This window comes from Streptomyces sp. NPDC030991, assembly GCF_055571235.1.
In genome coordinates, this window is the sequence record NZ_JBVIFR010000003.1 from 531,745 (window position 1) to 556,016 (window position 24,272).

Genomic DNA, 24,272 nt, shown 5'->3' on the forward strand with positions numbered 1-24,272 from the left:
ACCCTCCCCTGGAGTTACAAGTGCTCCGGAAACTATCGGAGCAATTCGCGCACCACCAGGGGTACTTCGTGTTCGCTCAGCGCGACATTCGACACTTGCTCAGCACAGAATCCAACCTGAACTGACCGATTTCGATCCCACGCGCCCCTTCACCCGGACGCAGCGGTGTCCGGCGTGCACCGTGACCGGGCCCGCGTGGTGGGTGAAGCGGCCCGCGTCGACGACGGGCCGGCTGCCGCGGGCCTGGATACTGACCGACATGGTCCGGCGGACGCCCGTGCGCTTGGCGAGGGTGACGGCGCAGACGTAGCCGCGGTTCTTGTAGACGACGGCTTTGCCGGTGCTGAACGGCAGGGTGCGGACCTTGTGACCGCCGCAGAGCGCCGCGGCGTGCGCGCTGCCCGCCCCTGGGCCGGCGACGGCCAGCAGCGTGGCCGAGAGCAGCGCGGTCAGCGCGAGCACGAGTGTCCGGCGCGCTCCCCGGACACCTATATGGCTTTCCTCACCTCTTCGCACCGCAGTCCCTCCCGTCACATCGGCACCAGAGTACTGATGAACGGACGCGGCAGGCGGGCCGCACGGTTGCACCGGCCCCCGCCCACCGCCTCGTACCGGCCATCACACCGTGCTGGTGGCGTCCTCGCCCACGAAGGTCCGCCACAGCGTCGCGTACGTGCCGCCGCGCCGCAGCAGCTCCTCGTGCGTCCCGTCCTCGGCGACCCGGCCGTCGGCCATCACCACGACCCGGTCGGCGCGGGCCGCCGTGGTCAGGCGGTGCGCCACAACCAGGGTGGTGCGGCGGCCGGCGATGCGGTCCGTGGCCTGGTTGACCTGCGCCTCCGTGGCGAGGTCGAGGGCGGCCGTGGCCTCGTCGAGCAGCAGGATGTCCGGGTCGACGAGCTCGGCCCTGGCCAGGGCGATCAGCTGGCGCTGGCCCGCCGAGAGGTTGCGGCCGCGCTCGGCGACCTCGTGCAGGTAGCCGCCCTCCAGCGTGGCGATCATGTCGTGCGCGCCGACGGACCTGGCCGCCGCCTCGACCTGCGCGTCGCTCGCGTCGGGCCTGCCGTACGCGATGGCGTCGCGGACCGTGCCCTGGAAGAGGTAGGCCTCCTGCGGGACGACGCCGAGGCGGTGCCGGTAGCTCGTCAGGTCCAGGTCGCGCAGGTCGGTGCCGTCGACGGTGATCCGGCCGCCGCTCGGGTCGTAGAACCGGGCGACCAGCTTGACCAGCGTCGACTTCCCCGCGCCGGTCTCACCGACGAAGGCGACGGTCTGCCCGGCGGGGATGCGCAGCGCCACGTCCCTGAGCGCCGTCTCGTCCGTGCCGTACGCGAAGTCGACGTCCTCGAAGGCGATCTCCCCGCGCAGCGACAGCACCTCCAGGGGTTCGCGCACGCTCTTCGTCGAGGTCGGTTCGCGCAGCAGCTCCTGGATGCGGCCCAGCGAGACGGTCGCCTGCTGGTAGCCGTCGAAGACCTGGGAGAGCTGCTGCACGGGCGCGAAGAACAGGTCGATGTAGAGCAGGTAGGCGACGAGCGCGCCGGTCGTCAGGGTGCCCGCGTCGACCCGGTGCGCGCCCACCATCAGGACGGCGGCCGCCGCCACCGACGACAGGAGCTGCACGAACGGGAAGTAGACGGAGATCAGCCACTGGCCGCGGGTCCGGGCCCGGCGGTAGCTCTCGCTGCCCGCGGCGAACCGCTCCCGCCCGCTCCGCTCCCGCCGGAACGCCTGCACGATCCGCAGCCCGGCGACGGACTCCTGGAGGTCGGCGTTGACGACGGAGACCCGCTCGCGCGCCAGCTCGTACGCCTTCACGCTGGAGCGGCGGAAGAAGAACGTGCCGATGATCAGCGGCGGCAGCGTCGCGAAGACGACGAGCGCGAGCTGTACGTCGATGACGAGCAGCGTGACCATGATGCCGAAGAACGTGACGACGGAGACGAACGCGGTGACCAGCCCGGTCTGCAGGAACGTCGACAGCGCGTCCACGTCCGTCGTCATCCGGGTCATGATCCGCCCGGTCAGCTCCCGCTCGTAGTAATCGAGTCCGAGCCGCTGGAGCTGGGAGAAGATCTTCAGCCGCAGCGAGTAGAGGACCCGCTCGCCGGTGCGCCCCGTCATCCGGGTCTCACCGGTCTGCGCGACCCACTGCACGGCCACGGCGAGCAGCGCGAGCGCCGAGGCCGTCCAGACGGCGCCGTACGCGAGCCGGGAGACGCCCTCGTCGATGCCGTGCCGGATGAGGATGGGCAGCAGCAGGCCGACGCCCGCGTCGACGGCGACGAGCGCGAGGCTGACCAGCAGCGGCGCCCCGAACCCGCGCAGCAGCCTGCGCAGCCCGTACGACTCCTCGGCGGTGACGGCCCGTGCCTCGTCGATGTCCGGGGTGTCGGTGGCGGGCGGCAGCGCGTCGACCTGCGCGAGCAGTTCGGGTGTCGCGGGCATCCCGGCCAGGGCGGGGTCCCTGGCGTCGTCGGGGTCGCGGTCACGGGTCCACAGCCTGGGGGTGACGCCCCGCTCGGCGTCGAACTCGGCGTCCAGCTCGTCGCGTACCGAGGTGTCCTCCGGCTGCTCCGCCGCGGGCGCGACGCGTCCGGGCGACACGCCGCCGAGCTCGTCCGGGTCGGTCAGCAGCCGCCGGTAGAGCGCGGAGTCGGCCGTCAGCTCCTCGTGCGTGCCGATCGCGGCGAGCCGGCCGTCGTCGAGGACGGCGATCCGGTCGGCGAGGCCGAGGGTGGAGCGGCGGTGGGCGATGAGGAGCGTGGTGCGGCCCGCCATGACGCCACGCAGCGCCTCGTGGATCTCGTGCTCGACGCGGGCGTCGACGGCGGAGGTGGCGTCGTCCAGGACGAGCAGGCGCGGGTCGGTGAGGATCGCGCGGGCCAGCGCGAGGCGCTGACGCTGACCGCCGGAGAGGGTGAGCCCGTGCTCGCCGACCTTCGTGTCGTAGCCGTCGGGCAGCTCGGCGATGAACCGGTCGGCCTGCGCGGCGCGCACGGCCGCCTCGATCTGCTCGTCGGTGGCGTCCGGGGCGCCGTAGGCGATGTTGGCGCGCACGGTGTCGGAGAACAGGAAGGAGTCCTCGGGCACCAGCCCGATCGCGGCGCGCAGCGAGTCCAGGGTCAGCTCGCGCACGTCGTGGCCGCCGATGAGGACGGCGCCGCGCGAGACGTCGTAGAAGCGGGGCAGCAGCAGCGAGACGGTGGACTTGCCGGAGCCGGAGGAGCCGACGACGGCGAGGGTCTCGCCCGCCCGGATCTCGAAGGAGAGCCCGTCGAGGACGGCCCGGTCGCTGCCCGTGTACGCGAAGGACACGTCGTCGAACTCGACGGTCGCCGGGGCGTCGGCGGGCAGCTCCCTCGTCCCGTCCTGGAGGGAGGGTTCGGTGTCGATGAGTTCCAGGACGCGCTCGACGCCGGCGCGGGCCTGCTGCCCGACGGTGAGCACCATGGCGAGCATCCGCACCGGCCCGACGAGCTGGGCGAGGTAGGAGGAGAACGCGACGAACGTGCCGAGGGTGATCTGTCCGCGTACGGCCAGCCAGCCGCCGAGGGCGAGCATGGCGACCTGCCCGAGGGCGGGCACGGCCTGGAGCGCCGGCGTGTACCTGGAGTTGAGCCGGATGGTCCGCAGCCGCCCGGCGAACAGCCGCCGCCCGACCTCCCGCAGCTTCCCGGTCTCCTGGTCCTCCTGCCCGAAGCCCTTCACGACGCGTACGCCGCTGACGGCCCCGTCGACGACCCCGGCGACGGCGGCGGCCTGCGCCTGCGCGTACCAGGTCGCGGGGTGCAGCCGGGAGCGGCTGCGCCTGGCGATGAACCAGAGGGCGGGGGCGACGGCGAGCGCGACGAGGGTGAGCGGCGGCGAAAGCCACGCCATGATCCCCAGGGAGATCAGGAAGAGAAGGATGTTCCCGATGGTCATGGGGAGCATGAAGAGCAGGCTCTGGATGAGCTGGAGGTCGCTGGTGGCGCGGCCGACGACCTGGCCGGTGGAGAGCTCGTCCTGGCGCCGCCCGTCGAGCCGGGTGATCGTCCCGTACATCTCGGTGCGCAGGTCGTGCTGGACGTCGAGGGCGAGCCGGCCGCCGTAGTAGCGGCGCACGTAGGTGAGGGCGTAGACGACGACGGCCGCGCCGACGAGGACGCCCGCCCAGGTCGTCATGGACCGGGAGTGCTCCCCGATGACGTCGTCGATGATGACCTTGGTGATCAGCGGGACGAGCGCCAGGACGGCCATGCCGCCGAGCGAGGCACCCAGCGCGAGCAGGACGTCCTTGGGATACCGCCACGCGTATCCCGCGAGCCTCCGTGCCCAGCCCCGTTTCTCCGCCACGCCTCTGCCTCTCGCCGCACCGCTCGTCCTGACCTGCCGAAGGGCCAACGCGAGGGGGTACGAATTTCATCCCGTCGCAACAATCGACCGTGGGCGGGGGGTGTGAACCGGCCCGGGGCGGGCGCGTGGACCCGATCCCCCGATCCACAGAGAACCCTCAGGTTGACCACAGTGCGCACCCACACCGCCGCGGCACTGTGGCCCGGTGACCTCAGCCACCGATCCTCACTCCCCCGCGCCCCCGTCCCCCGACCGGCCGCTGCCCGAGCCGCCCGCCACGGCTCCGGCCAGGGCCCCGCGCTGGTCGCTGCCCGCGCTCCTCGCGATCCTCGTGCTGGCCGGGGTCCTGTACTCCTGGAACCTCTCCTCCTCCGGCCTCAACAGCTTCTACAGCGCGGCCGTCTACAGCGGTACGCAGAGCTGGAAGGCGTGGTTCTTCGGCTCCATCGACGCGGGCAACTTCCTGACGGTGGACAAGCCGCCGTTCGCGCTCATGGTGATGGGCCTGTCCTGCCGGATCTTCGGCTTCGGCACCTGGCAGATGATGCTGCCGCAGGTCGGCGCCGCCCTCGGCACCATCTGGATCCTGCACGCGTCCGTGAAGCGGGTGTGGGGCCACGCGGCGGCGGCGATCGCCGCGCTGGTCCTCGCGCTCACCCCGATCACGGTCGCCATCAACCGCGACAACAACCCGGACACCCTCCTGGTGCTCCTGATGGTGGGCGGCGCGGCCCTCGCGCTGCGCGCCACCCGCGACGGCAGGCTGCTTCCGCTGCTCGCCTCGGCGCTCTGCTTCGGCCTGGCGTTCAACACCAAGATGCTCCAGGGCTACATCGCGCTGCCCGCGGTCTTCGCCGTGTACCTGTACGCCTCCCCCCTGGGGTGGCTCAGGAAGGTCCGCGATCTGGCCGTCGCCGCGGTGGTGCTCGTGGTCGCCAGCTTCTGGTGGGCCGCGGCCGTCTCCCTGACCCCCGCCGCCGACCGCCCCTACATCGGCGGCTCGACGGACGGCTCCGCCTGGGACCTGATCATGGGCTACAACGGCCTGGGCCGGGTCCTGGGCGGCGAGGGCAACGGTGGCGGTGGCGGGATGGGCGGCGGCGGTTTCTCCGGCGCCGCCGGGCTCGGCCGGCTCTTCAACGACACCCTCGGCGGCCAGATCTCCTGGCTGATCCCCTTCGCGGCGATCGCGCTCGTCGGCGGCCTGGTGCTGCGCGGCCGTGCTCCGCGCACCGACCCCACCCGTGCCGCGCTGGTGCTGTGGGGCGGCTGGCTGGTGCTCCACTACGGCACGTTCGCGACGGCCGAGGGCACCATGCACCCCTACTACACGACGGCGGTCGCCCCCGGCATCGCGGCGCTGTGCGGCGGCGGCCTGATGCTGCTGCGCGCCTTCCGCGCCGACAGGCGGTGGGCGTGGGTGCTGCCGGTCGCGCTCTGCGTCACCGGGATCTGGGCGGCCGTGCTGCTGCGCCGGGCCTCCGGCTGGAACAGCTGGCTGTGGCCGGTGATCGTGCTCGTCATGGCGGCCGCCATCGCGGGCCTGCTGGTCTTCCGCTTCCACGCCGCCTCCGGGCGGCGGATCACGCTGCTCGCCGTGTCCGTGGCGGCGGCGGTCGTCGCCTCGGTCGCGGGCCCGGCGGCGTACGCCTGGTCGGTCCCGTCGTCCTCCGGCGGCGCGGGCGGCATGGGCGGCACGAACCCGACGGCCGGGCCCACGACGGGCGGCGGCATGGGTGGCCCCGGCGGGGGCGGCGGTGGCGGCGGTGGCCGTGGCGGCTTCCCGGGCGGCGGTGAGATGCCGGGCGGCCGATCCGGTGGCTCGCAGCAGGGTGACGGCTCCCAGCAGGGCGGCGGGATGCCCGGGGGTGGCGAGATGCCGGGCGGCGGTGAGATGCCGGGTGGCGGGGGCGAGATGCCCGGCGGCGGGGGTGAGATGCCCGGCGGCGGCCAGATGGGTACCCCGCCGAACGGCACGGGTTCCGGCTCCGGTTCCGAGGGCGGGGGCGGTTCCGGGAGCGACTCCGCGAGCGGCCGGATGCCCGGCGGTATGGGCGGCGGCAGCATGGGTGGCGGCGGTATGGGTGGCGGCGGTATGGGTGGCGGCGCCGACAGCGAGCTGACCTCGTATCTGGAGAAGCACCGCGACGGCGCCAAGTGGCTGGTGGCGGTGTCGAGTTCGCAGAGCGCGGCCCAGATGATCGTCGCGACGAAGCAGCCCGTCATCTCGATGTGGGGCTGGTCCGGCACGGACAAGGCGATGACCCTGGCCAGGCTCAAGGAGCTGGTGAAGAAGGGCGAGCTGCACTACATCCAGCTCGGCGGCGGCATGGGCGGCGGCATGGGTGGCTCGAACGGGGACAGCGTCAGCTCCGAGGTCACCGCGTGGGTGAAGAAGCACGGTACGGCGGTGAAGGCGAGCGAGTACAACAAGTCGACGACCGACAGCGACAGCAAGTCATCGTTCGAGGACGACACCGGCACCGGCACCGGCACGACCGGCACGGCCGACTCCTCGTCGCTCTACCGACTGGACGCGTCCGACTTGAACTAAAAGCCCCAACCCGCCCTCTCACAACGGCCCCTGACGCTCAGTCAGGGGCCGTTTCCGACACACAATCGATTCCTCACGTTCACCCAATCTCTACGTGTCCATGTCACGCTCCCGTCTACCCAGTCAACCCGCGTAGATCGGACGGACACCCCACATGCCCGGAACGCGCATACGCACCCTCGCCCTCACGGCGGCCGGCCTGCTCGCCGCCGTCACCCTCCCCATGGCCACCGCCTCCGCGGAGCCCGCCGCGGCCCCGGCCGGCGCATCGGCGGGCGCGTACGACGACACGTACTACCAGGCCGCGCTCGGCAAGACCGGCGCGGCGCTCAAGTCGTCGCTCCACACGATCATCAAGACCCAGACGAAGGTCTCGTACGACGGCGTCTGGAACGCGCTCAAGGTCACCGACCAGGACCCGGCCAACAGCAACAACGTGATCCTGCTCTACAGCGGCCGCTCGCGCGCCAAGTCCCTCAACGGCGGCGACACCGGCGACTGGAACCGTGAGCACGTCTGGGCCAAGTCGCACGGCGACTTCGGCACCGCGACCGGTCCCGGCACGGACCTGCACCACCTGCGCCCCGAGGACGTGACGGTCAACTCCATCCGCGGCAACAAGGACTTCGACAACGGCGGCAGCGCCGTCTCGGGCGGCGGCGGCAGCCTCACCGACTCCGACTCCTTCGAACCGCGCGACGCGGTCAAGGGCGACGTGGCCCGCATGATCCTCTACATGGCGGTCCGCTACGAGGGCGACGACTCCTTCGCCGACCTGGAGCCCAACGAGAAGGTCGACAACGGCAGTTCACCGGCCATCGGCAAGCTCACGGTCCTGAAGCAGTGGAACGACGAGGACCCGCCGGACGCCTTCGAGAAGAACCGCAACGAGGTCATCTACAAGACCTACCAGCACAACCGCAACCCCTTCATCGACCACCCGGAATGGGTCGAGTCGATCTACTAGGGCCTGCCTGACAATTCCCTCCCCCAGCCTCCGGCCGAGGGAACCCCCGCTCGCCACGCTGGGCACAAGGCCAAGTACATCCCGTACGAGTGGCTGTTCGTTTCCTGGGGGCTGGTTCTCACAGGACATGTCGGACGACGACACCGGGCGAGCCCGCCCGCAGGTCCCCGTCAGCCGACGTCGGGCGTCAGATGCGTCGGCGCGAACATCCGCAAGCGTGCCGGGAGTACGACCAGCCTCGGTCCGGGCGCGGCGAGCGCCGTCGTCAGGTCGTCCCGCAGCGACTCCGGTGACGTACGCACCGCGGGTACTCCGAACGACTCGGCCAGGGCGACGAAGTCCGGGCGGGTCAGTTCGGTGCCCTCGGTCGCGCCGAAAGTGTCGGTCATGTATTCGCGCAGGATGCCGTAGCCGCCGTCGTCGACGATCAGCCAGGTGACGTTCAGTGATTCCTGTGCCGCCGTGGCGAGTTCGGCGATCGAGTACAGGGCGCCGCCGTCGCCGGAGACCGCGAGGACGGGGGTCGTCGGGTCGGCGGCCGCGGCGCCGAGTGCGGCCGGGTAGGCGTAGCCGAGGCCGCCTGCGCCCTGCGCCGAGTGCATGGGCCCGGGCCAGGCCGCCCAGGCCCAGTACGCCAGGATCGTCATGTCCCAGAAGGACGGCGCGCGGGGCGGGAGCGCGGCGCGTACGGCGGCCAAGACCTCTTGTTCCAGGGTGAGTTCCTGGGCGTCGATGCGGGTGCGTACGGCGGCCAGGACTCCGGCGACGCGGTCCGCGGCCTTGTCGTCCGTGCGCGGTTCGTCGACCGTCTCCAGGAGGGCCTGGAGGGCGAGCCGGGCGTCGGCGTGGATGCCGAGGGCCGGGTGGTTGGACTCCAGCTTGCCGGCGTCCGCCTCGATCTGGATGACGCGGCCGCGCGGGGTGAACGTGTGGTAGTTCGAGGACAGTTCGCCGAGTCCGGAGCCGACCACAAGGAGCACGTCCGCGTCCTCCAGGAACGCGGTGACGTGCCGGTCCTCCACCCACGACCGGAGCGACAGCGGGTGCTCCCAGGGGAAGGCGCCCTTGCCGCCGTACGTGCAGACGACCGGCGCGTCCAGGTGCTCGGCCAGGGCGCGCAGCTTGCCGGCGGCGTCCGCGCGGATCACGCCGCCGCCCGCGATGATCGCGGGGCGTTCGGCGCGGGCGAGCAAATCGGCGGCGACCGCGGTGAGTTCGGGGGCCGGGGCCAGTTCGTGCGGGAACGCGTCCGCAGCCGAGAGGACGGGCAGCGCCGCCGGGGCGAGGAGTACGTCCTGCGGGATCTCCACGTACACCGGCCCGTGCGGCACGCTCAGCGCCGACTCCCAGGCCGCGGCGATCGCGGAGGGGATCTGCGACTGCGTACGGACGGAGTGGACGGACTTCACCACGCCCCTGAACACGGCCTGCTGGTCGGTGAGTTCGTGCAGATACCCGCGGCGGCCGCCGCCGAGCCCGGCGACCGGCACCTGGCTGGAGATCACGAGTACGGGTGCCGAGGCCGCCGCCGCCTCCTGGAGCGCGGGCAGGGTCAGCAGGGCGCCGGGCCCGGTCGACACGAAGAGCGGGGCGACCTCACCGGTGACCCGCCCGTACGCGTCCGCCGCGAACCCGGCGTTCTGCTCCGTGCGCAGCCCCACGTACCGCAGCAGGTCGCAGCGGCGCAGCGCGTCGAAGAGGCCGAGGGCGTGCTGGCCCGGCAGGCCGAAGACGGTGGACGCGCCGAGACCCGCGAGCGCCTCCACGACGAGGTCGCCGCCCGTGCGGCCCGGCGGCGGGTTGAGCGCCGCCTGCCTCTGGCGGTCCGTGGGGCGCAGGACGAGATCGTGGTCGTGGGTCATCGGGCGGCCCTTCCGTGGTGCGTGCCGTGCGGTCCCGGGGGTCAGGAGGCCGTACGGGACTCCGCGATCTGCCGGGACATGATCGTCGTCAGCTCGTACGCGGTGTGCGAGGCGGCGACGGCGGTGATCTCCGCGTGATCGTACGCGGGCGCCACCTCGACGACGTCGGCCGAGACCAGGTTGCAGGAGGCCAGGCCGCGCAGGATCTCCAGCAGCTCGCGCGAGGTCATGCCGCCCGCTTCCGGGGTGCCCGTGCCGGGGGCGTGGGCCGGGTCGAGGCAGTCGATGTCGATGGAGATGTACAGCGGCCGGTCGCCGATGCGCTGGCGGAGCTGGTCGGCGACCTCGTCGGCGCCGCGGCGGTAGATGTCCGCGGAGGTGACGATGCCGAAGCCCATCTTCTCGTCGTCGGTGAGGTCCTGCTTGCCGTAGAGCGGGCCGCGCGTGCCGACGTGGGAGAGGGCGGAGGTGTCGAGGATGCCCTCCTCCACCGCCCGGCGGAACGGGGTGCCGTGCGTGTACTCGGCGCCGAAGTACGTGTCCCACGTGTCGAGGTGCGCGTCGAAGTGGAGCAGCGCGACCGGGCCGTGCTTCTTGGCGACCGAGCGCAGCAGCGGCAGCGCGATGGTGTGGTCGCCGCCGAGCGTCATCATGCGGGCGCCGGAGGAGAGCAGGTCGTCGGCGGCGGCCTCGATCGTCTCGACGGCCTCGTTGATGTTGAAGGGGTTCGCGGCGATGTCACCGGCGTCCGCGACCTGGGCGAGCGCGAAGGGGGAGGCGTCCTGCGCCGGGTTGTAGGGGCGCAGCAGGCGGGAGGCCTCACGGATCGCGTTGCCGCCGAAGCGGGCGCCGGGGCGGTAGGAGACACCCGTGTCGAACGGCACGCCGACCACGGCCACGTCCGCGCTGCCGACCTCGTCCAGGCGCGGCAGCCGGGCGAAGGTCGCGGGGCCCGCGTAGCGCGGGACGCGGGAGGAGTCGATCGGGCCGACCGGGGTGGTCCGCTGCTCGCTGGTCATGGAGTGCCTTTCGGGGACGTACGACTTCCGGGACGGGAGAAAAGGACGTGGGAAAAGACGGGAAGACGGGTGAGAGGGGGGTTGCGGCGCCGGTCAGGGGCCGTACAGGCCGGGGCGCCGGTCGCCGAGGACGTCGTTGTGCGCGCCGAGCCGCTTGTCGCGGGCGCTCGGGAGGTCGCAGGCGGCGAGCAGCAGGGCGGGGCCCTCGGTCGGGGTGTGCCCGGCCAGCGGGAAGCCGTCCGGGTCGACGATCACCGAGCCGCCGGTCCAGGTGACGCCGCGTTCGTCGCCGGCCCGGTCGCAGGCGGCGACGTACATCCGGTTGACGGCGGCGTCGGCCTGGACGCGGACGACCTCGCCGGGGCGTTCACCGGCCGGGCGCGGGAAGAGCGGCCAGTTGACGGGGGCGCAGAGCAGCTCGGCGCCTGCCAGGGCGGTGAGCCGGACCCACTCCGGGAACTCGACGTCGTAGCAGACCATGACGCCGATCCGGCCGACGCCCTCGACGTCGACGACCGGGGGCCGCCGGTCGCCGGGGACGAAGAAGTCCTTCTCGGTGCCGAAGAGGTGGGCCTTGCGGTAGACGGCGCGCAGGGTGCCGGCCGGGTCGATGAGGACGGCCGAGTTCCGGACCTCCCCCTCCTCGTCCAGCTCGGCGAGGCCCGCCACCAGCGTCACCCCGTGCCGGCGCGCGGCCGCGGACCAGGCGGTGACGGTCGGCCCGGTCACCGGTTCGGCGAGGGAGCGAGCCTCGGCGGCGTCCGCGAACACGTAGCCGCTGTTGGCGAGCTCGGGCAGCACGACGACGCGGGCCCCGGCCGTCGCGGCGGCCGTGACGGCCTCCTCGGCCGCGGCCAGGTTCTCGGCGACGTCCCCGACTCCGAGGACGAGCTGCGCACAGGCCACGGTCGTCGTCACGTTCCAGCACCTTCCACTTCGGTTTCGGGGACGTCATCCAGGATGCAGCTGGAACCTAGCCGGGAGCGAACGGTCTCTTCGATCTCCCTGAGGGCGAATCCTGACGACCTCCTTGGACATCGCGTACAGGCTCTGTCGACGACACTGGACGCATGGCACTGCTCCTCTCCGACCTGGTCGACCTGCCCGGACTGCATCTTTCCGTCGCCGCGTGCCCCGAGCACCTCGACCGGCCGGTGCTCGCCGCGCACGTCTCCGAGCTGGTGCGGCCGGGGCCCTGGCTCCAGGGCGGCGAACTCCTCATGACGATCGGGCTGCTGCTGCCGACGGACGTGGCCGCCTGCCGGGCGTACGTCGACGACGTCGCGGCGGCGGGGGTGCACGCGCTGGCCCTCGGGCTCGGCCGGGACCTGCCCTATCAGGAGGCGCCCGGGCCGCTGGTGACGGCGGCGCGGGAGGCGGGGCTCCCGCTGCTGACGGTCGGCGAGGACGTGCCGTTCATCGCGGTGACCAAGGCGGTGTTCGCGGCGCAGGCCGCCGAGCAGCGGGCCGCGGTGGAGCGCGCCTTCGAGACCCAGCGGCGGCTCACGGCGGCGGCCGCGGCGGGCGGCGGTCTCACGCCGACGCTGGACGCGTGGGCCGCGGCCACCGGCGTACACGCTCAGGTCACCGACCCGCTGGGCCGGACCGTCGCCGCCGGCTCGCACAGCCCGCCTGAGCCGGACGAGACCGGCGCCGAGCTGCTGCGGCGGGTCGCGGCGGGCGGGCTGCGGTCCAGTGCGGTGGCGCCGGGCCTCGAAGTGCAGCCGCTGGGGGCGCGGCGGCTGCGCGGCATGCTGGTCCTCACCGGCGATCCCGGTCCTGACGCGCGGCTGCTGATCTCCGGGCTTGTCTCGCTGCTCTCCCTCGAGCTGGAGCGCCGCCACCTCGCCGACGAGCCGGAGCGCCGGCGCAGGGCCGGTCTCCTCGGCCGCCTCCTCGACGCGTCCACCACCGCCGAGCAGGCCGCCGACGTGCTGGCCGGGGCGGGGCTCGTGGCGGACGCGGTGCGCGGTGTCGTGGTGGAGGCGGCCGACGACGAGGCCGCCCGGGAGATCGCCGCGGACCTGGCGCTCGCCGTGCCGGGCGGCCTCGTCCGTACCCGCGGCGCGCTCGTCGAGGCGGTGGCCGGGGAGGGCCTCGACCCGGACGCGGCGCTCGCCCACTTCGCCCCCGGCCGCCCGGCGGGCATCGGTGCGCCGGTGCCGCCGGGCGCGGCCCGCGCCTCGCTCAGGGAGGCGGGCGGCCTGCTCGGGCTCAGCCGCGCGGCAGGGCACCCGGTGCGGGCCCGCCACGACCGCTCCAGCGGGCTGCTGCTCGACCTGGGCGATCGCACGGCGCTCACCGGGTACGCGGACGCGCTCCTGGGTCCCCTGGACGCGGCGGACCCCTCCGGGGCGCTCGCCCGGACCCTGGCCGTCTGGCTGGACAGCGGCAGCTCCTGGGACGAGACGGCCCGCCGGCTCGATCTGCACCGGCACACCGTCCGCAACCGCCTCGACAAGGTCGCGCGGCTCACCGGCCGGCGCCTCGACGACGGTGACGACCGTTTCGACCTGTGGCTCGCGGTGCGGGCGCGGCGGGCGGCGCGGCGGGGGTAACGCACGTGACAGGTCCACTCCACGGGACCGATCAACGCCGCAGAGCGGCGCTGGGCACAATAGAGGGCATGCCGATACCCGGGATTCCCAGTGACAGTCCGAGCCGTGCCGCCCTGACCGAGCACCTCGTCCGCACCCGCATCGCGGGCGATGTGGCCACTCCCCGCGAGAACAACCTCTCGCACTACCGCAAGCTCGCGAACGGCGACCGGCACTACTGGCTGGGCCTGGAGCTGGGTGACCGCTGGACCGACGAGCAGGACGTGCTCGCCGTGATGGCCGAGCGCTGCGGCGTCGTCGACGACCCGGGGCACCGGTACGGCCAGGACACGATCGACCCGGAGCTGACGGTCGACGCCCTGGAGCGGATGGCGGCCCGGCTGCGCAAGGCCGCGCAGGACCGCCAGCGCGTCCTGCTGGCCACCGGCCACCCGGGCGGCCTCCTCGATGTGCACCGCGCGACGGCGACGGCGCTGCGCGCCGCGGGCTGCGAGATCGTGGTGATCCCCGAGGGCCTGGCCACCGAGGAGGGCATGGTCTTCCAGTTCGCGGACGTGGCGATGTTGGAGCGCGGCGCGACGCTGTGGCACACGCACGCGCCCGAGCCGATGGCGCGGATCCTCGACGGCCTGGAGCACGCGGGCCGCCCGCTGCCCGACCTGATCGTCGCCGACCACGGCTGGGCGGGCTGCGCGGCCCAGCGCGGCCTCGACTCCGTCGGTTACGCGGACTGCAACGACCCGGCGCTCTTCCTCGGCGAGGCGGAGGGCACGATGCAGGTCACGGTCCCCTTGGACGACCATGTGACGAGCCCGCGCCACTATGACCCGATGACGGCGTACCTCCTGAACGAGGCGGGCCTCCTGGACTGACCCCGCCCGGGTGGCTATGCCGGCCGCGACCCGGCGGGGGCTTCTCGCGCCGTTCCCCGCGCCCCTGAAAACCGTCGTTCGTCCGCGCGCCCGGTGGGGCTTCTCGCGCCGTTCCCCGCGCCCCTGAGATGCGCACTTCGTGCGCCATCTCAGCGCCCATGGGGCTGCGGCGAAGCCGCATGCTCCAGGGGCGCGGGGAACTGCGCGACCAGCCACGACGGCGCGGCGCCCGGCCGCTCACTCCACACCCCACGGCGCGGCGCCCGGCCGCTCACTCCACACCCCACGGCGCGGCGCCCGGCCGCTCACTCCACACCCCACGGCGCGGCGCCCGGCCGCTCACTCCACGCCCCACGGCGCGGCGCCCGGCCGCTCACTCCACGCCCCTACCGCGACGCGGCGGTGTCTACCACGGGTTCAGCCCCTCCTCGCGGCGCTGGGCGAACCCGGGGGTCGGATCCAGGTACACCCGCCGCACCGCGGGGAACCGCTCCCGCAACCGCCGCGCGGCGTCCTCGCAGGCCCACTCGATCTGCGCGGCGGTGGACGCGTCCCGGAAGTCCACCTTGGCGGCGACGAGCGCCTCGCGGGGCCCCTGCACCAGCGTCGTCAGTTCGAGCACCGCCTCGACGTGCTCCCCGGCGAGCAGGATGGCCCGGATCTCCTCCCGAAGGGGCTTCGGCAGGGGCCGCCCCACGAGCAGCTGGGCGTTGGAGCGCCCGAGCACCCAGGCGACCCAGAGCAGCAGCACCCCGATACACAGCGAAGCGACCCCGTCCCAGACCCCGGACCCGGTGAGCTGCCCGCCGAGCAGTCCGCCCGCGGCGAGCAGCAGGCCGACGAGCGCGGCGCTGTCCTCCAGGACGACGGCCTTCACGGCGGTGTCGGGGGTGTGGCGCAGGTACGTACCGACGGGCGCCCGGAACCGCGCGGCCTCGCCCCGCGCCTGCCTGACGGCCGTGCGCAGCGAGAACCCTTCCAGCAGGAAGGCCACCCCCAGCACGATGTACGAGACCAGGGGATCGCCCAGCTCCTCCCCCGCGACCAGCGTGTGGACCCCGTCGTACAGGGAGAAGACGGCGCCGCCGACGAACGTGGCGACGGCGGCGAGCAGCGCCCATACGTAGCGTTCGCCGCCGTGGCCGAGCGGATGCTCCTCGTCGGCGGGTTTCTGGCTCCGTTTCAGGGCGGTGAGGAGCAGGAGCTCGGTGATGGTGTCGGCGAAGGAGTGCGCGGCCTCGGAGAGCATCGCGCTGGAGCCGCTGATGACTCCGGCGACCGCTTTGGCGAGCGCGATCCCCAGGTTCGCCGCGGCGGCGACGATCACGGTGAAGACGCTCTCGCCGCCCTCTTCTTGTTCTTGCTCTGCGTCCACGCCCTCGGCCCGTGCATCCATGTACGGGACGCTATGTCCGATCAGCGCGGAACGCGAACGACGCCTTCCTGGATGACGGTGATGGCGAGCTGTCCGTCCCGGGTGTAGATGCGGGCCTGTCCGAGGCCGCGGCCGCCGGACGCGGACGGTGACTCCTGGTCGTAGAGCAGCCATTCGTCGGCGCGGAACGGCCGGTGGAACCACATGGCGTGGTCGAGGGAGGCGCCGACGACGTCGCCGACGGCCCAGCCGCCGCGTCCGTGCGCGAGGAGCACGGAGTCGAGGAGGGTCATGTCCGAGACGTAGGTGGCCAGGCAGACGTGCAGCAGGTGTTCGGCGCCGTCGGTGGGTCCGTCGAGTTTGCCGTTGGTGCGGAACCAGACCTGGGAGCGCGGCGGCTGCGGCTCACCCACGAAGGCGAACGGCGGGGCGTCCACGTACCGCAGGTCGACGGCCTCGCGGGCCTCCAGGAGGCGGTCGACGACGCCGGGGTCGACGAACGCGCCGGCGTACCGCGGGAGCATCTCGGCGGCGGTCGGCAGGGTCTCCGGGTCGGGCGCGGCCGGCATGGCGGCCTGGTGGTCGAGCCCCTCCTCATACGTCTGGAAGGACGCGGAGAGGTGGAAGATCGGCTGGCCGTGCTGGATCGCGACGACGCGGCGGGTGGTGAAGGAGCGGCCGTCCCGAATGCGGTCGACGGTGTAGACGATGGGTGCGCCCGGGTCGCCCGCCACGAGGAAGTAGGCGTGCAGGGAGTGGGCGAACCGGTCCGCCGGGACGGTGCGCCCGGCGGCGACGAGGGCCTGCGCGGCGACCTGCCCGCCGAAGACGCGCGGGACCACGGCGGACCGGGACTGGCCACGGAAGACGTCCTGCTCGATCCGCTCCAGGTCGAGCAGATCGAGCAAGGACTCAAGTGCCTGTTTCATACCCTCAGTTGTACTTAGTGTGCTGGTCGGGCGGGTTACAGGCCCATGTTCTTCGCGATGATCATCTTCATGACCTCGCTGGTGCCGCCGTAGATGCGGTTGACCCGGTTGTCCGCGTAGAGGCGGGCGATCGGGTACTCGTTCATGAAGCCGTAGCCGCCGTGCAGCTGGAGGCAGCGGTCGATGACGCGGTGGGCGACCTCGGTGCAGAACAGCTTCGCGGAGGCGGCCTCGGCGGCGGTCAGCTCACCGGCGTCGAGGGCTTCCAGGGCGCGGTCGGCGACGGCCTCTGCGGCGTCCACCTCGGCCTGGCAGGCGGCCAGCTCGAACTTGGTGTTCTGGAAGGAGGCGACCGGCTTGCCGAAGACGGTGCGCTCCTGGACGTACTCCTTGGCGAACCGGACGGCGGCCTTGGCCTGCGCGTAGGCGCCGTAGGCGATGCCCCAGCGCTCGGAGGCGAGGTTCGTGCCGAGGTAGCCGAAGCCCTTGTTCTCCTCGCCGAGGAGGTCCTCGACGGGCACCTTCACGTCGACGAAGGCCAGCTCGGCCGTGTCGGAGGTGCGCAGGCCGAGCTTGTCGAGCTTGCGGCCGATGGAGTAGCCCTCGGACTTGGTGTCGACGGCGAAGAGGGAGATGCCGAAGCGGCGGTCGTCCTCGCGCGGCGCGGAGGTGCGGGCGCAGACGATGACGCGGTCGGCGTGGACGCCGCCGGTGATGAAGGTCTTGGAGCCGTTGAGCACGTAGTGCGTGCCGTCGTCGGAGAGCTTGGCGGTGGTCTTCATGCCCGCGACGTCGGAGCCGGTGCCCGGCTCGGTCATCGCCAGGGCCCACATCTCCTCGCCGGAGACGAACTTCGGCAGATAGCGCTTCTTCTGCTCGTCGGTGGCGAGCATCTTGATGTAGGGCAGGGCGAGCAGCACGTGCACGCCGGAGCCGCCGAAGGAGACGCCAGCGCGCGCGGTCTCCTCGTACTGGATGGCCTCGAACTTGTGGGTGTCCAGGCCGGCGCCGTCGTGCTCCTCGGGCACGTTGATGCCGAAGAGGCCGAGCTCCGCCATCTTGGCGTACAGCTCGCGCGGCACCACGCCCTGCTGGAACCACTCGTCGTAGTGGGGGACGACCTCGGCCTCGATGAAGGCGCGCAGGGTCTCCCGGAACGCCTCGTGGTCCTCATTGAAAACGGTACGGCGCACGGAGAACTCTCCCTCTACGACGGTCTCTACGGGTCTCGGCAATGGCGCACGCGCTGGGGCTCCACGCACGGACATACGCGACTAAGCGCTTGCTCAGAGGCACGTTACCCGTCAGTTACGAGAGCGTCCAGAGATGCACGTCACTCCCCCGGGCCACCCTGTGCCGCGGCCGCCGCGAACGCCCCGCGCGCCAGCTTGTGCAGCAGCCCGGCCGTCGCCGCCCGGCCGGGCAGGGAGCTGGGGCGGCTCAGGTGCGGCGTCGAGTTCAGCAGGCCGAAGACCGCGTGCACGGCCACGCGCGCGTGCGGCTCCGCGAGCTCGGGGTAGACCTTGCGCACGGACTCCACCCACAGCTCCACGTACTGGCGCTGCAACTGCCGCACCAGCTTGCGGTCGCTGTCGCGCAGCCGGTCCAGCTCCCGGTCGTGCAGCGTGATCAGGTCGCGGTCGTCGAGCGCGAAGTCGATGTGCCCCTCGATGAGCGAGTCGAGCAGCGCCTCGGGCCCGTGCTCGGCCTCGGCGACCCGGCGCCTGCCGCCGGTCATCAGCTGCCCGCTGATCCCGACGAGCAGCTCGGCGAGCATCGCGTCCTTGCCCGCGAAGTGCCGGTACAGGCCGGGCCCGCTGATACCGACCGCGGCGCCTATCTCATCGACCCCGACGCCGTGGAAACCGCGGTCGGCGAAGAGCCGGGCGGCTTCCCTGAGGATCTGCTCGCGGCGGGTGGGGGCGTCGGTTCTGGTGGCCATGGAACCAATTCTAGACAGGGAGGTTAGCGACCGTTAACCTGAGCGAAACAGGTTAACGGTCATTAACGTTTTCGGTTGGCGCCCATCGCTGGACGAGGAGACCGCAGGATGCACGAGGCACCGGAGCTGACGAGCGCGGCCGATCCCGCGTCGGAGGCGTGGCGGGCCAACGAGGCGGCCCACAGGGCGCTCGGCGAGGAGCTGCGCGGCAAGCTCGCGGCGGCCCGCCTGGGCGGCGGCGAGAAGGCCAGGGCGCGGCACACCGCGCGCGGCAAGCTGCTGCCCCGCGACCGCGTGGACACGCTGCTCGACCCGGGCTCCCCGTTCCTGGAGCTGGCGCCGCTCGCGGCGGACGGGATGTACGAGGGGCAGGCGCCGGCCGCGGGGGTGATCGCCGGGATCGGCCGGGTCGCCGGCCGCGAATGCGTGGTCGTCGCCAATGACGCCACCGTCAAGGGCGGCACGTACTACCCGGCGACGGTGAAGAAGCACCTGCGCGCGCAGGAGGTGGCCCTGGAGAACCGGTTGCCCTGCGTCTATCTGGTGGACTCCGGCGGCGCCTTCCTGCCGATGCAGGACGAGGTGTTCCCGGACCGCGAGCACTTCGGGCGGATCTTCTACAACCAGGCGCGGATGTCGGGCGCGGGCATCCCGCAGATCGCGGCGGTCCTCGGCTCGTGCACGGCGGGCGGCGCGTACGTGCCGGCGATGAGCGACGAGGCGGTCATCGTGCGCGGCCAGGGCACGATCTTCCTGGGCGGCCCGCCGCTGGTGAAGGCGGCCACCGGTGAGGTGGTGACGGCCGAGGAGCTGGGCGGCGGCGAGGTGCACTCCCGTGTCTCCGGGGTCACCGACCATCTCGCGGAGGACGACGCGCACGCGCTGCGGATCGTCCGGACCATCGTCTCCACGCTGCCGGAGCGCGGCCCGCTGCCGTGGTCGGTGAAGGCGGCCGTCGAGCCGAAGGTGGACCCGGCGGGGCTGTACGGGGCGGTGCCGGTCGACTCGCGTACGCCGTACGACGTGCGGGAGGTCATCGCGCGCGTGGTCGACGGCTCGCGGTTCGCCGAGTTCAAGGCCGAGTTCGGGCAGACGCTGGTCACCGGGTTCGCCCGGATCCACGGCCACCCGGTCGGCATCGTCGCCAACAACGGCATCCTCTTCTCCGAGTCCGCGCAGAAGGGCGCCCACTTCATCGAGCTGTGCGACCAGCGCGGCATCCCGCTGCTGTTCCTCCAGAACATCTCGGGCTTCATGGTCGGCAAGGACTACGAGGCGGGCGGCATCGCCAAGCACGGCGCCAAGATGGTCACGGCGGTGGCCTGCACGCGCGTGCCGAAGCTGACCGTCGTCATCGGCGGCTCGTACGGGGCGGGCAACTACTCGATGTGCGGGCGCGCCTATTCACCGCGCTTCCTGTGGATGTGGCCCGGCGCCAAGATCTCCGTGATGGGCGGCGAGCAGGCCGCGTCCGTGCTCGCCACCGTCAAGCGCGACCAGCTGGAGGCGCGCGGCGAGTCCTGGGCCGCGGACGACGAGGAGTCCTTCAAGGCGCCGATCCGCGCGCAGTACGAGACGCAGGGCAGCGCCTACTACGCGACCGCGCGCCTGTGGGACGACGGCGTGATCGACCCGCTGGAGACCCGCCAGGTCCTCGGTCTGGCCCTGACCGCCTGCGCCAACGCGCCCCTGCCGGAGAAGTCCGGCGGGTTCGGCGTCTTCCGGATGTGAGGGGAGGGACCCGCATGAACATCTTCGAGACCGTACTGGTCGCCAACCGCGGCGAGATCGCCGTCCGCGTCATCCGTACGCTGCGGGAGCTGGGCATCCGCTCCGTGGCGGTCCACAGCGATGCCGACACCGACGCGCGGCATGTGCGCGAGGCCGACGAGGCGGTGCGGATCGGACCGGCCCCGGCCTCCGAGAGTTATCTGTCCGTGGAGCGCATCATCGAGGCGGCGCTCGGCACAGGAGCGCAGGCGGTCCACCCGGGGTACGGCTTCCTCGCGGAGAACGCCGGGTTCGCGCGGGCCTGCGAGAATGCGGGCCTCGTCTTCATCGGCCCGACCGCCGACGCGATCGCGCTGATGGGCGACAAGATCCGCGCCAAGGAGACCGTCCGGGCGGCCGGGGTGCCGGTGGTCCCGGGCGGCCGCGACCCCGAACTGGCGGTGGCGGCACACGAGTTGGGCGCCCCCGTCCTGCTCAAGCCGTCCGCGGGCGGCGGCGGCAAGGGCATGCGCCTGGTCCGCGACCTGACCACCCTGGAGGAGGAGATCGCGGCCGCGCGGCGCGAGGCCCGCGCGTCCTTCGGCGACGACACGCTCCTGGTCGAGCGGTGGGTCGACCGGCCGCGGCACATCGAGATCCAGGTCCTCGCGGACGCCCACGGCAATGTGGTGCACCTGGGCGAGCGCGAGTGCTCCTTGCAGCGCCGCCACCAGAAGGTCGTCGAGGAGGCGCCGAGCGTCCTGCTCGACGAGGCCACGCGCGCGGCGATGGGCGCGGCGGCCGTGGAGGCGGCGCGCAGCTGCGGCTACCGGGGCGCGGGCACGGTGGAGTTCATCGTGCCGGGCGACGACCCGGCCGCGTACTGCTTCATGGAGATGAACACCCGACTCCAGGTCGAGCACCCCGTGACCGAGCTGATCACCGGCCTGGATCTGGTGGAGTGGCAGGTCCGCGTCGCGGCGGGCGAGCGGCTCCCCTTCACGCAGGACGACATCACGCTCACCGGACACGCGGTGGAGGCCCGGCTGTGCGCGGAGACCGTCTCCGTCAAAGAGGGCGCGCGCGGGTTCCTCCCGTCCGGCGGCACCGTCCTCGCGCTGCACGAGCCGCAGGGCGACGGGGTGCGCACCGACTCCGGCCTGAGCGAGGGCACGGAGGTCTCCTCCCTCTACGACCCGATGCTGGCCAAGGTCATCGCGTACGGGCCCGACCGGGCGACGGCGCTGCGCAGACTGCGGGCCGCGCTGGCCCGGACGGTGACGCTGGGCGTGCCGACGAACGCCGGGTTCCTGCGCCGCCTGCTGGCCCATCCGGACGTCGTGGCGGGCGAGCTGGACACCGGGCTCGTGGAGCGGGCGATGGACGACCTGGTCGACTCCACGGTCCCGGCGCCGGTGTACGCGGCGGCGGGCGTGCTGCGCCAGAAGCGGCTCACGCCGGTCGCGGACGGCGGCTGGAGCGACCCCTTCGCGCGCCCCGACGGCTGGCGGCTCGGCGGTGCGCCCGCCTGGACCGCGCACCACCTGCGGGTGGCGGGCCACGACCCGGTCGAGGTGCGGGTGCGCGGCGCGGAGGTCCTGGTCGACGGCGTCCCGACCGAGCCGGCCCGGCTCACGGCGGTCGCCGGTGACTGGCTGGGCCGCGACGGGGACGCCTGGCACGTGCAGGACCACGACCCCGTGGCGGCGAGCCTGACCGGCGCGGGGACCGGCGGCGCGGGTTCGCTGACCGCGCCCATGCCCGGCACGGTGACGGTGGTGAAGGTGGCGGTCGGCGACCGGGTGGCGGCGGGGCAGAGCCTGCTCGTCGTGGAGGCGATGAAGATGGAGCACGTCATCGCGGCCCCGCACGCGGGCGTGGTGAGCGAACTGGACGTGGCGGCGGGCACGACGGTGGCGATGGACCAGATCCTCGCCGTGGTCGACCCGGACGGCGAGGAGGCCACCGTATGACCACGGCACTTCCCATGGTGGTCCCGGCGCGGGAGCTGCCCGCCCGGGTCCGGATCCACGAGGTGGGCGCCCGGGACGGCCTGCAGAACGAGCGGACGACGGTCCCCACGGAGGTGAAGGCCGAGTTCGTCCACCGCCTCGCGGAGGCGGGCCTCACCACCGTCGAGGCGACCAGTTTCGTCCACCCCAAGTGGGTCCCCCAGCTGGCCGACGCCGAGGCGTTGTTCCCGCTCCTCCAGGACCTGGACCGGGCCGGGGTGGCGCTGCCCGTGCTCGTACCCAACGACCGGGGCCTTGACCGGGCCCTCGCGCTCGGCGCCACCCGCGTCGCCGTCTTCGCCAGCGCGACCGAGTCGTTCGCGAAGGCGAACCTGAACCGGACGGTGGCCGAGTCCCTCGCCATGTTCGCCCCGGTCGTGGCGCGGGCCAAGGAGAGCGGGGCACACGTGCGCGGCTATCTCTCGATGTGTTTCGGCGACCCGTGGGAGGGTGCGGTCCCGGTCCCCCAGGTCGTCTCGGCCGCGACCGCCCTCATGGACCTGGGCTGCGACGAGCTGAGCCTCGGCGACACGATCGGCGTGGCCACGCCGGGCCATGTCGCCGCCCTGCTCACCGCGTTGGACGAGGCCGGTGTCCGCGCGGACCGCGTCGGCGTCCACTTCCACGACACGTACGGCCAGGCGCTCGCCAACACCCTGGAGGCGCTGCGGCACGGCGTGACGACGGTGGACGCCTCCGCGGGCGGCCTCGGCGGCTGCCCGTACGCCAAGAGCGCCACCGGCAATCTCGCCACCGAGGACCTCGTCTGGATGCTCGACGGACTCGGCATCGAGACCGGCGTCGATCTCGGCCGTCTCAGCGCCACCAGCGCCTGGATGGCCGGCCAGTTGGGCCGACCCAGCCCCTCCCGCACCGTCCGCGCCCTGACCCACCAGGAGCAGTGAGTACACGATGGACCACCGTCTGAGCCCCGAGCTCGAAGAACTCCGCCGCACGGTGGAGGCGTTCGCCCACGACGTCGTCGCCCCGAAGATCGGCGACTACTACGAGCGCCACGAGTTCCCGTACGAGATCGTCCGCGAGATGGGCCGCATGGGCCTGTTCGGCCTGCCCTTCCCCGAGGAGTACGGCGGGATGGGCGGGGACTACTTCGCGCTCGGCATCGCGCTGGAGGAGCTGGCCCGCGTCGACTCGTCCGTGGCGATCACCCTGGAGGCGGGCGTCTCGCTGGGCGCCATGCCGCTGCACCTGTTCGGCACGGAGGAGCAGAAGCGGCGGTGGCTGCCGAAGATGTGCTCGGGCGAAGTGCTCGGCGCGTTCGGGCTCACCGAGCCGGACGGCGGCTCGGACGCCGGCGGCACCCGCACGACCGCCGTGCGCGACGGCGACGACTGGGTGATCAACGGCTCGAAGTGCTTCATCACCAACTCCGGTACGGACATCACCGGCCTGGTCACGGTCACCGCCGTCACCGGCCGCAAGCCGGACGGACGGCCGCTGATCTCCGCGATCATCGTGCCGTCGGGGACACCGGGCTTCACGGTGGCGGCGCCGTACTCGAAGGTCGGGTGGAGCGCGTCGGACACGCGGGAGCTGTCGTTCTCCGACGTCCGGGTGCCGGTGGCGAACCTGCTGGGCGAGGAGGGCCGGGGGTACGCGCAGTTCCTGCGCATCCTCGACGAGGGCCGCGTCGCGATCTCGGCGCTCGCCACCGGGCTCGCCCAGGGCTGTGTGGACGAGTCCGTGAAGTACGCGCGGGAGCGGCACGCGTTCGGCAAGCCGATCGGGGCGAACCAGGCCATTCAGTTCAAGCTCGCCGACATGGAGTTGCGGGCGCACATGGCGCGCGTCGGCTGGTACGACGCGGCGTCGCGGATGGTCGCAGGGGAGCCGTTCAAGAAGCAGGCGGCGATCGCCAAGCTCTACTCCTCGACGGTGGCCGTGGACAACGCGCGGGAGGCCACGCAGATCCACGGCGGGTACGGCTTCATGAACGAGTACCCGGTGGCCAGAATGTGGCGGGACTCCAAGATCCTGGAGATCGGGGAGGGGACCAGCGAGGTGCAGCGCATGCTGATCGCGCGGGAGCTGGGCGTGACCGCCTGAACCGGCGGCCGTGGCCCGGACGCCCCCGGGCCAGGGGCCCCTGCCCTCTGGACATGCCAGGAACTTA

General features: G+C 72.7%; 17 protein-coding genes. 8 read left to right on the top strand and 9 right to left on the bottom strand.

Features of this window, described 5'->3' with window-relative positions:
- Window positions 1–99: 99 nt before the first annotated feature.
- Window positions 100–462 (bottom strand): hypothetical protein, encoded by a 363-nt coding sequence (locus ACZ45E_RS08505; RefSeq protein WP_468218144.1) that lies wholly within the window; start codon window positions 460–462, stop codon window positions 100–102.
- A gap of 156 nt (window positions 463–618) precedes the next feature.
- A complete protein-coding gene (locus ACZ45E_RS08510; protein ID WP_468218146.1) occupies window positions 619–4,338 on the bottom strand; it encodes an ABC transporter ATP-binding protein in 3,720 nt (1,239 codons plus the stop codon).
- A 205-nt stretch (window positions 4,339–4,543) separates the two neighbouring features.
- On the opposite strand from ACZ45E_RS08510, the gene ACZ45E_RS08515 reads away from it, so the two are divergent.
- Together ACZ45E_RS08515 and ACZ45E_RS08520 are read left to right on the top strand one after the other, a co-directional pair.
- Window positions 4,544–6,892: an ArnT family glycosyltransferase gene (locus tag ACZ45E_RS08515; protein WP_468218149.1), complete on the top strand. Its 2,349-nt coding sequence runs from the start codon at window positions 4,544–4,546 to the stop codon at window positions 6,890–6,892.
- Between the two features lie 154 nt (window positions 6,893–7,046).
- Window positions 7,047–7,859, top strand: a complete 813-nt coding sequence (locus tag ACZ45E_RS08520) for an endonuclease I family protein (protein WP_468218151.1) — start codon at window positions 7,047–7,049, stop codon at window positions 7,857–7,859.
- Between the two features lie 170 nt (window positions 7,860–8,029).
- Here the strand turns inward: ACZ45E_RS08520 and ACZ45E_RS08525 are convergent, their stop codons facing one another.
- The 3 genes from ACZ45E_RS08525 to ACZ45E_RS08535 all read right to left on the bottom strand — a co-directional run bounded on the left by ACZ45E_RS08525 (window position 8,030) and on the right by ACZ45E_RS08535 (window position 11,658).
- The gene (locus tag ACZ45E_RS08525) at window positions 8,030–9,721 is read right to left on the bottom strand and encodes a thiamine pyrophosphate-binding protein (RefSeq protein WP_468218153.1); all 1,692 of its coding nucleotides are present in this window, start codon (window positions 9,719–9,721) and stop codon (window positions 8,030–8,032) included.
- Window positions 9,722–9,762: 41 nt separating this feature from the next.
- A complete protein-coding gene (gene speB, locus ACZ45E_RS08530) occupies window positions 9,763–10,740 on the bottom strand; it encodes an agmatinase (protein WP_468218154.1) in 978 nt (325 codons plus the stop codon).
- 93 nt (window positions 10,741–10,833) lie between these two features.
- Entirely contained in the window at window positions 10,834–11,658 is an 825-nt protein-coding gene (locus ACZ45E_RS08535; RefSeq protein ID WP_468218156.1) for a nitrilase-related carbon-nitrogen hydrolase, read from the bottom strand.
- A gap of 152 nt (window positions 11,659–11,810) precedes the next feature.
- Between ACZ45E_RS08535 and ACZ45E_RS08540 the strand changes: the two genes are divergently transcribed.
- A complete protein-coding gene (locus ACZ45E_RS08540) occupies window positions 11,811–13,298 on the top strand; it encodes a PucR family transcriptional regulator (protein ID WP_468218158.1) in 1,488 nt (495 codons plus the stop codon).
- Between the two features lie 68 nt (window positions 13,299–13,366).
- Window positions 13,367–14,170, top strand: coding sequence for a phosphatase (locus tag ACZ45E_RS08545; RefSeq protein ID WP_468218160.1), 804 nt, complete (start codon window positions 13,367–13,369; stop codon window positions 14,168–14,170).
- A gap of 406 nt (window positions 14,171–14,576) precedes the next feature.
- Here ACZ45E_RS08545 and ACZ45E_RS08550 read toward each other — a convergent pair whose 3' ends face one another.
- The 4 genes from ACZ45E_RS08550 to ACZ45E_RS08565 all read right to left on the bottom strand — a co-directional run bounded on the left by ACZ45E_RS08550 (window position 14,577) and on the right by ACZ45E_RS08565 (window position 18,416).
- The gene (locus ACZ45E_RS08550; RefSeq protein ID WP_468218164.1) at window positions 14,577–15,566 is read right to left on the bottom strand and encodes a cation diffusion facilitator family transporter; all 990 of its coding nucleotides are present in this window, start codon (window positions 15,564–15,566) and stop codon (window positions 14,577–14,579) included.
- Between the two features lie 20 nt (window positions 15,567–15,586).
- Window positions 15,587–16,474 carry an acyl-CoA thioesterase gene (locus tag ACZ45E_RS08555; protein ID WP_468218166.1) on the bottom strand — a complete coding sequence of 296 codons (888 nt, stop codon included), beginning with the start codon at window positions 16,472–16,474 and terminating at the stop codon, window positions 15,587–15,589.
- Window positions 16,475–16,509: 35 nt separating this feature from the next.
- Window positions 16,510–17,667: an acyl-CoA dehydrogenase family protein gene (locus tag ACZ45E_RS08560; RefSeq protein ID WP_468218169.1), complete on the bottom strand. Its 1,158-nt coding sequence runs from the start codon at window positions 17,665–17,667 to the stop codon at window positions 16,510–16,512.
- A 140-nt stretch (window positions 17,668–17,807) separates the two neighbouring features.
- Complete coding sequence (locus ACZ45E_RS08565; protein WP_468218171.1) at window positions 17,808–18,416, bottom strand: SACE_7040 family transcriptional regulator; 609 nt, start codon at window positions 18,414–18,416, stop codon at window positions 17,808–17,810.
- A gap of 108 nt (window positions 18,417–18,524) precedes the next feature.
- On the opposite strand from ACZ45E_RS08565, the gene ACZ45E_RS08570 reads away from it, so the two are divergent.
- The 4 genes from ACZ45E_RS08570 to ACZ45E_RS08585 are packed head-to-tail and all read left to right on the top strand — an operon-like array spanning window position 18,525 to window position 24,205.
- The gene (locus ACZ45E_RS08570; protein WP_468218174.1) at window positions 18,525–20,147 is read left to right on the top strand and encodes a carboxyl transferase domain-containing protein; all 1,623 of its coding nucleotides are present in this window, start codon (window positions 18,525–18,527) and stop codon (window positions 20,145–20,147) included.
- 14 nt (window positions 20,148–20,161) lie between these two features.
- On the top strand, window positions 20,162–22,099 hold the full coding sequence (locus ACZ45E_RS08575) for an acetyl/propionyl/methylcrotonyl-CoA carboxylase subunit alpha (protein ID WP_468218176.1): 1,938 nt from the start codon (window positions 20,162–20,164) through the stop codon (window positions 22,097–22,099).
- Window positions 22,096–23,043: a hydroxymethylglutaryl-CoA lyase gene (locus ACZ45E_RS08580; protein WP_468218179.1), complete on the top strand. Its 948-nt coding sequence runs from the start codon at window positions 22,096–22,098 to the stop codon at window positions 23,041–23,043. Before ACZ45E_RS08575 ends, ACZ45E_RS08580 begins: the two co-directional genes overlap by 4 nt.
- 7 nt (window positions 23,044–23,050) lie before the next feature.
- Window positions 23,051–24,205, top strand: coding sequence for an acyl-CoA dehydrogenase family protein (locus tag ACZ45E_RS08585; RefSeq protein ID WP_468218182.1), 1,155 nt, complete (start codon window positions 23,051–23,053; stop codon window positions 24,203–24,205).
- Window positions 24,206–24,272 lie beyond the last annotated feature (67 nt).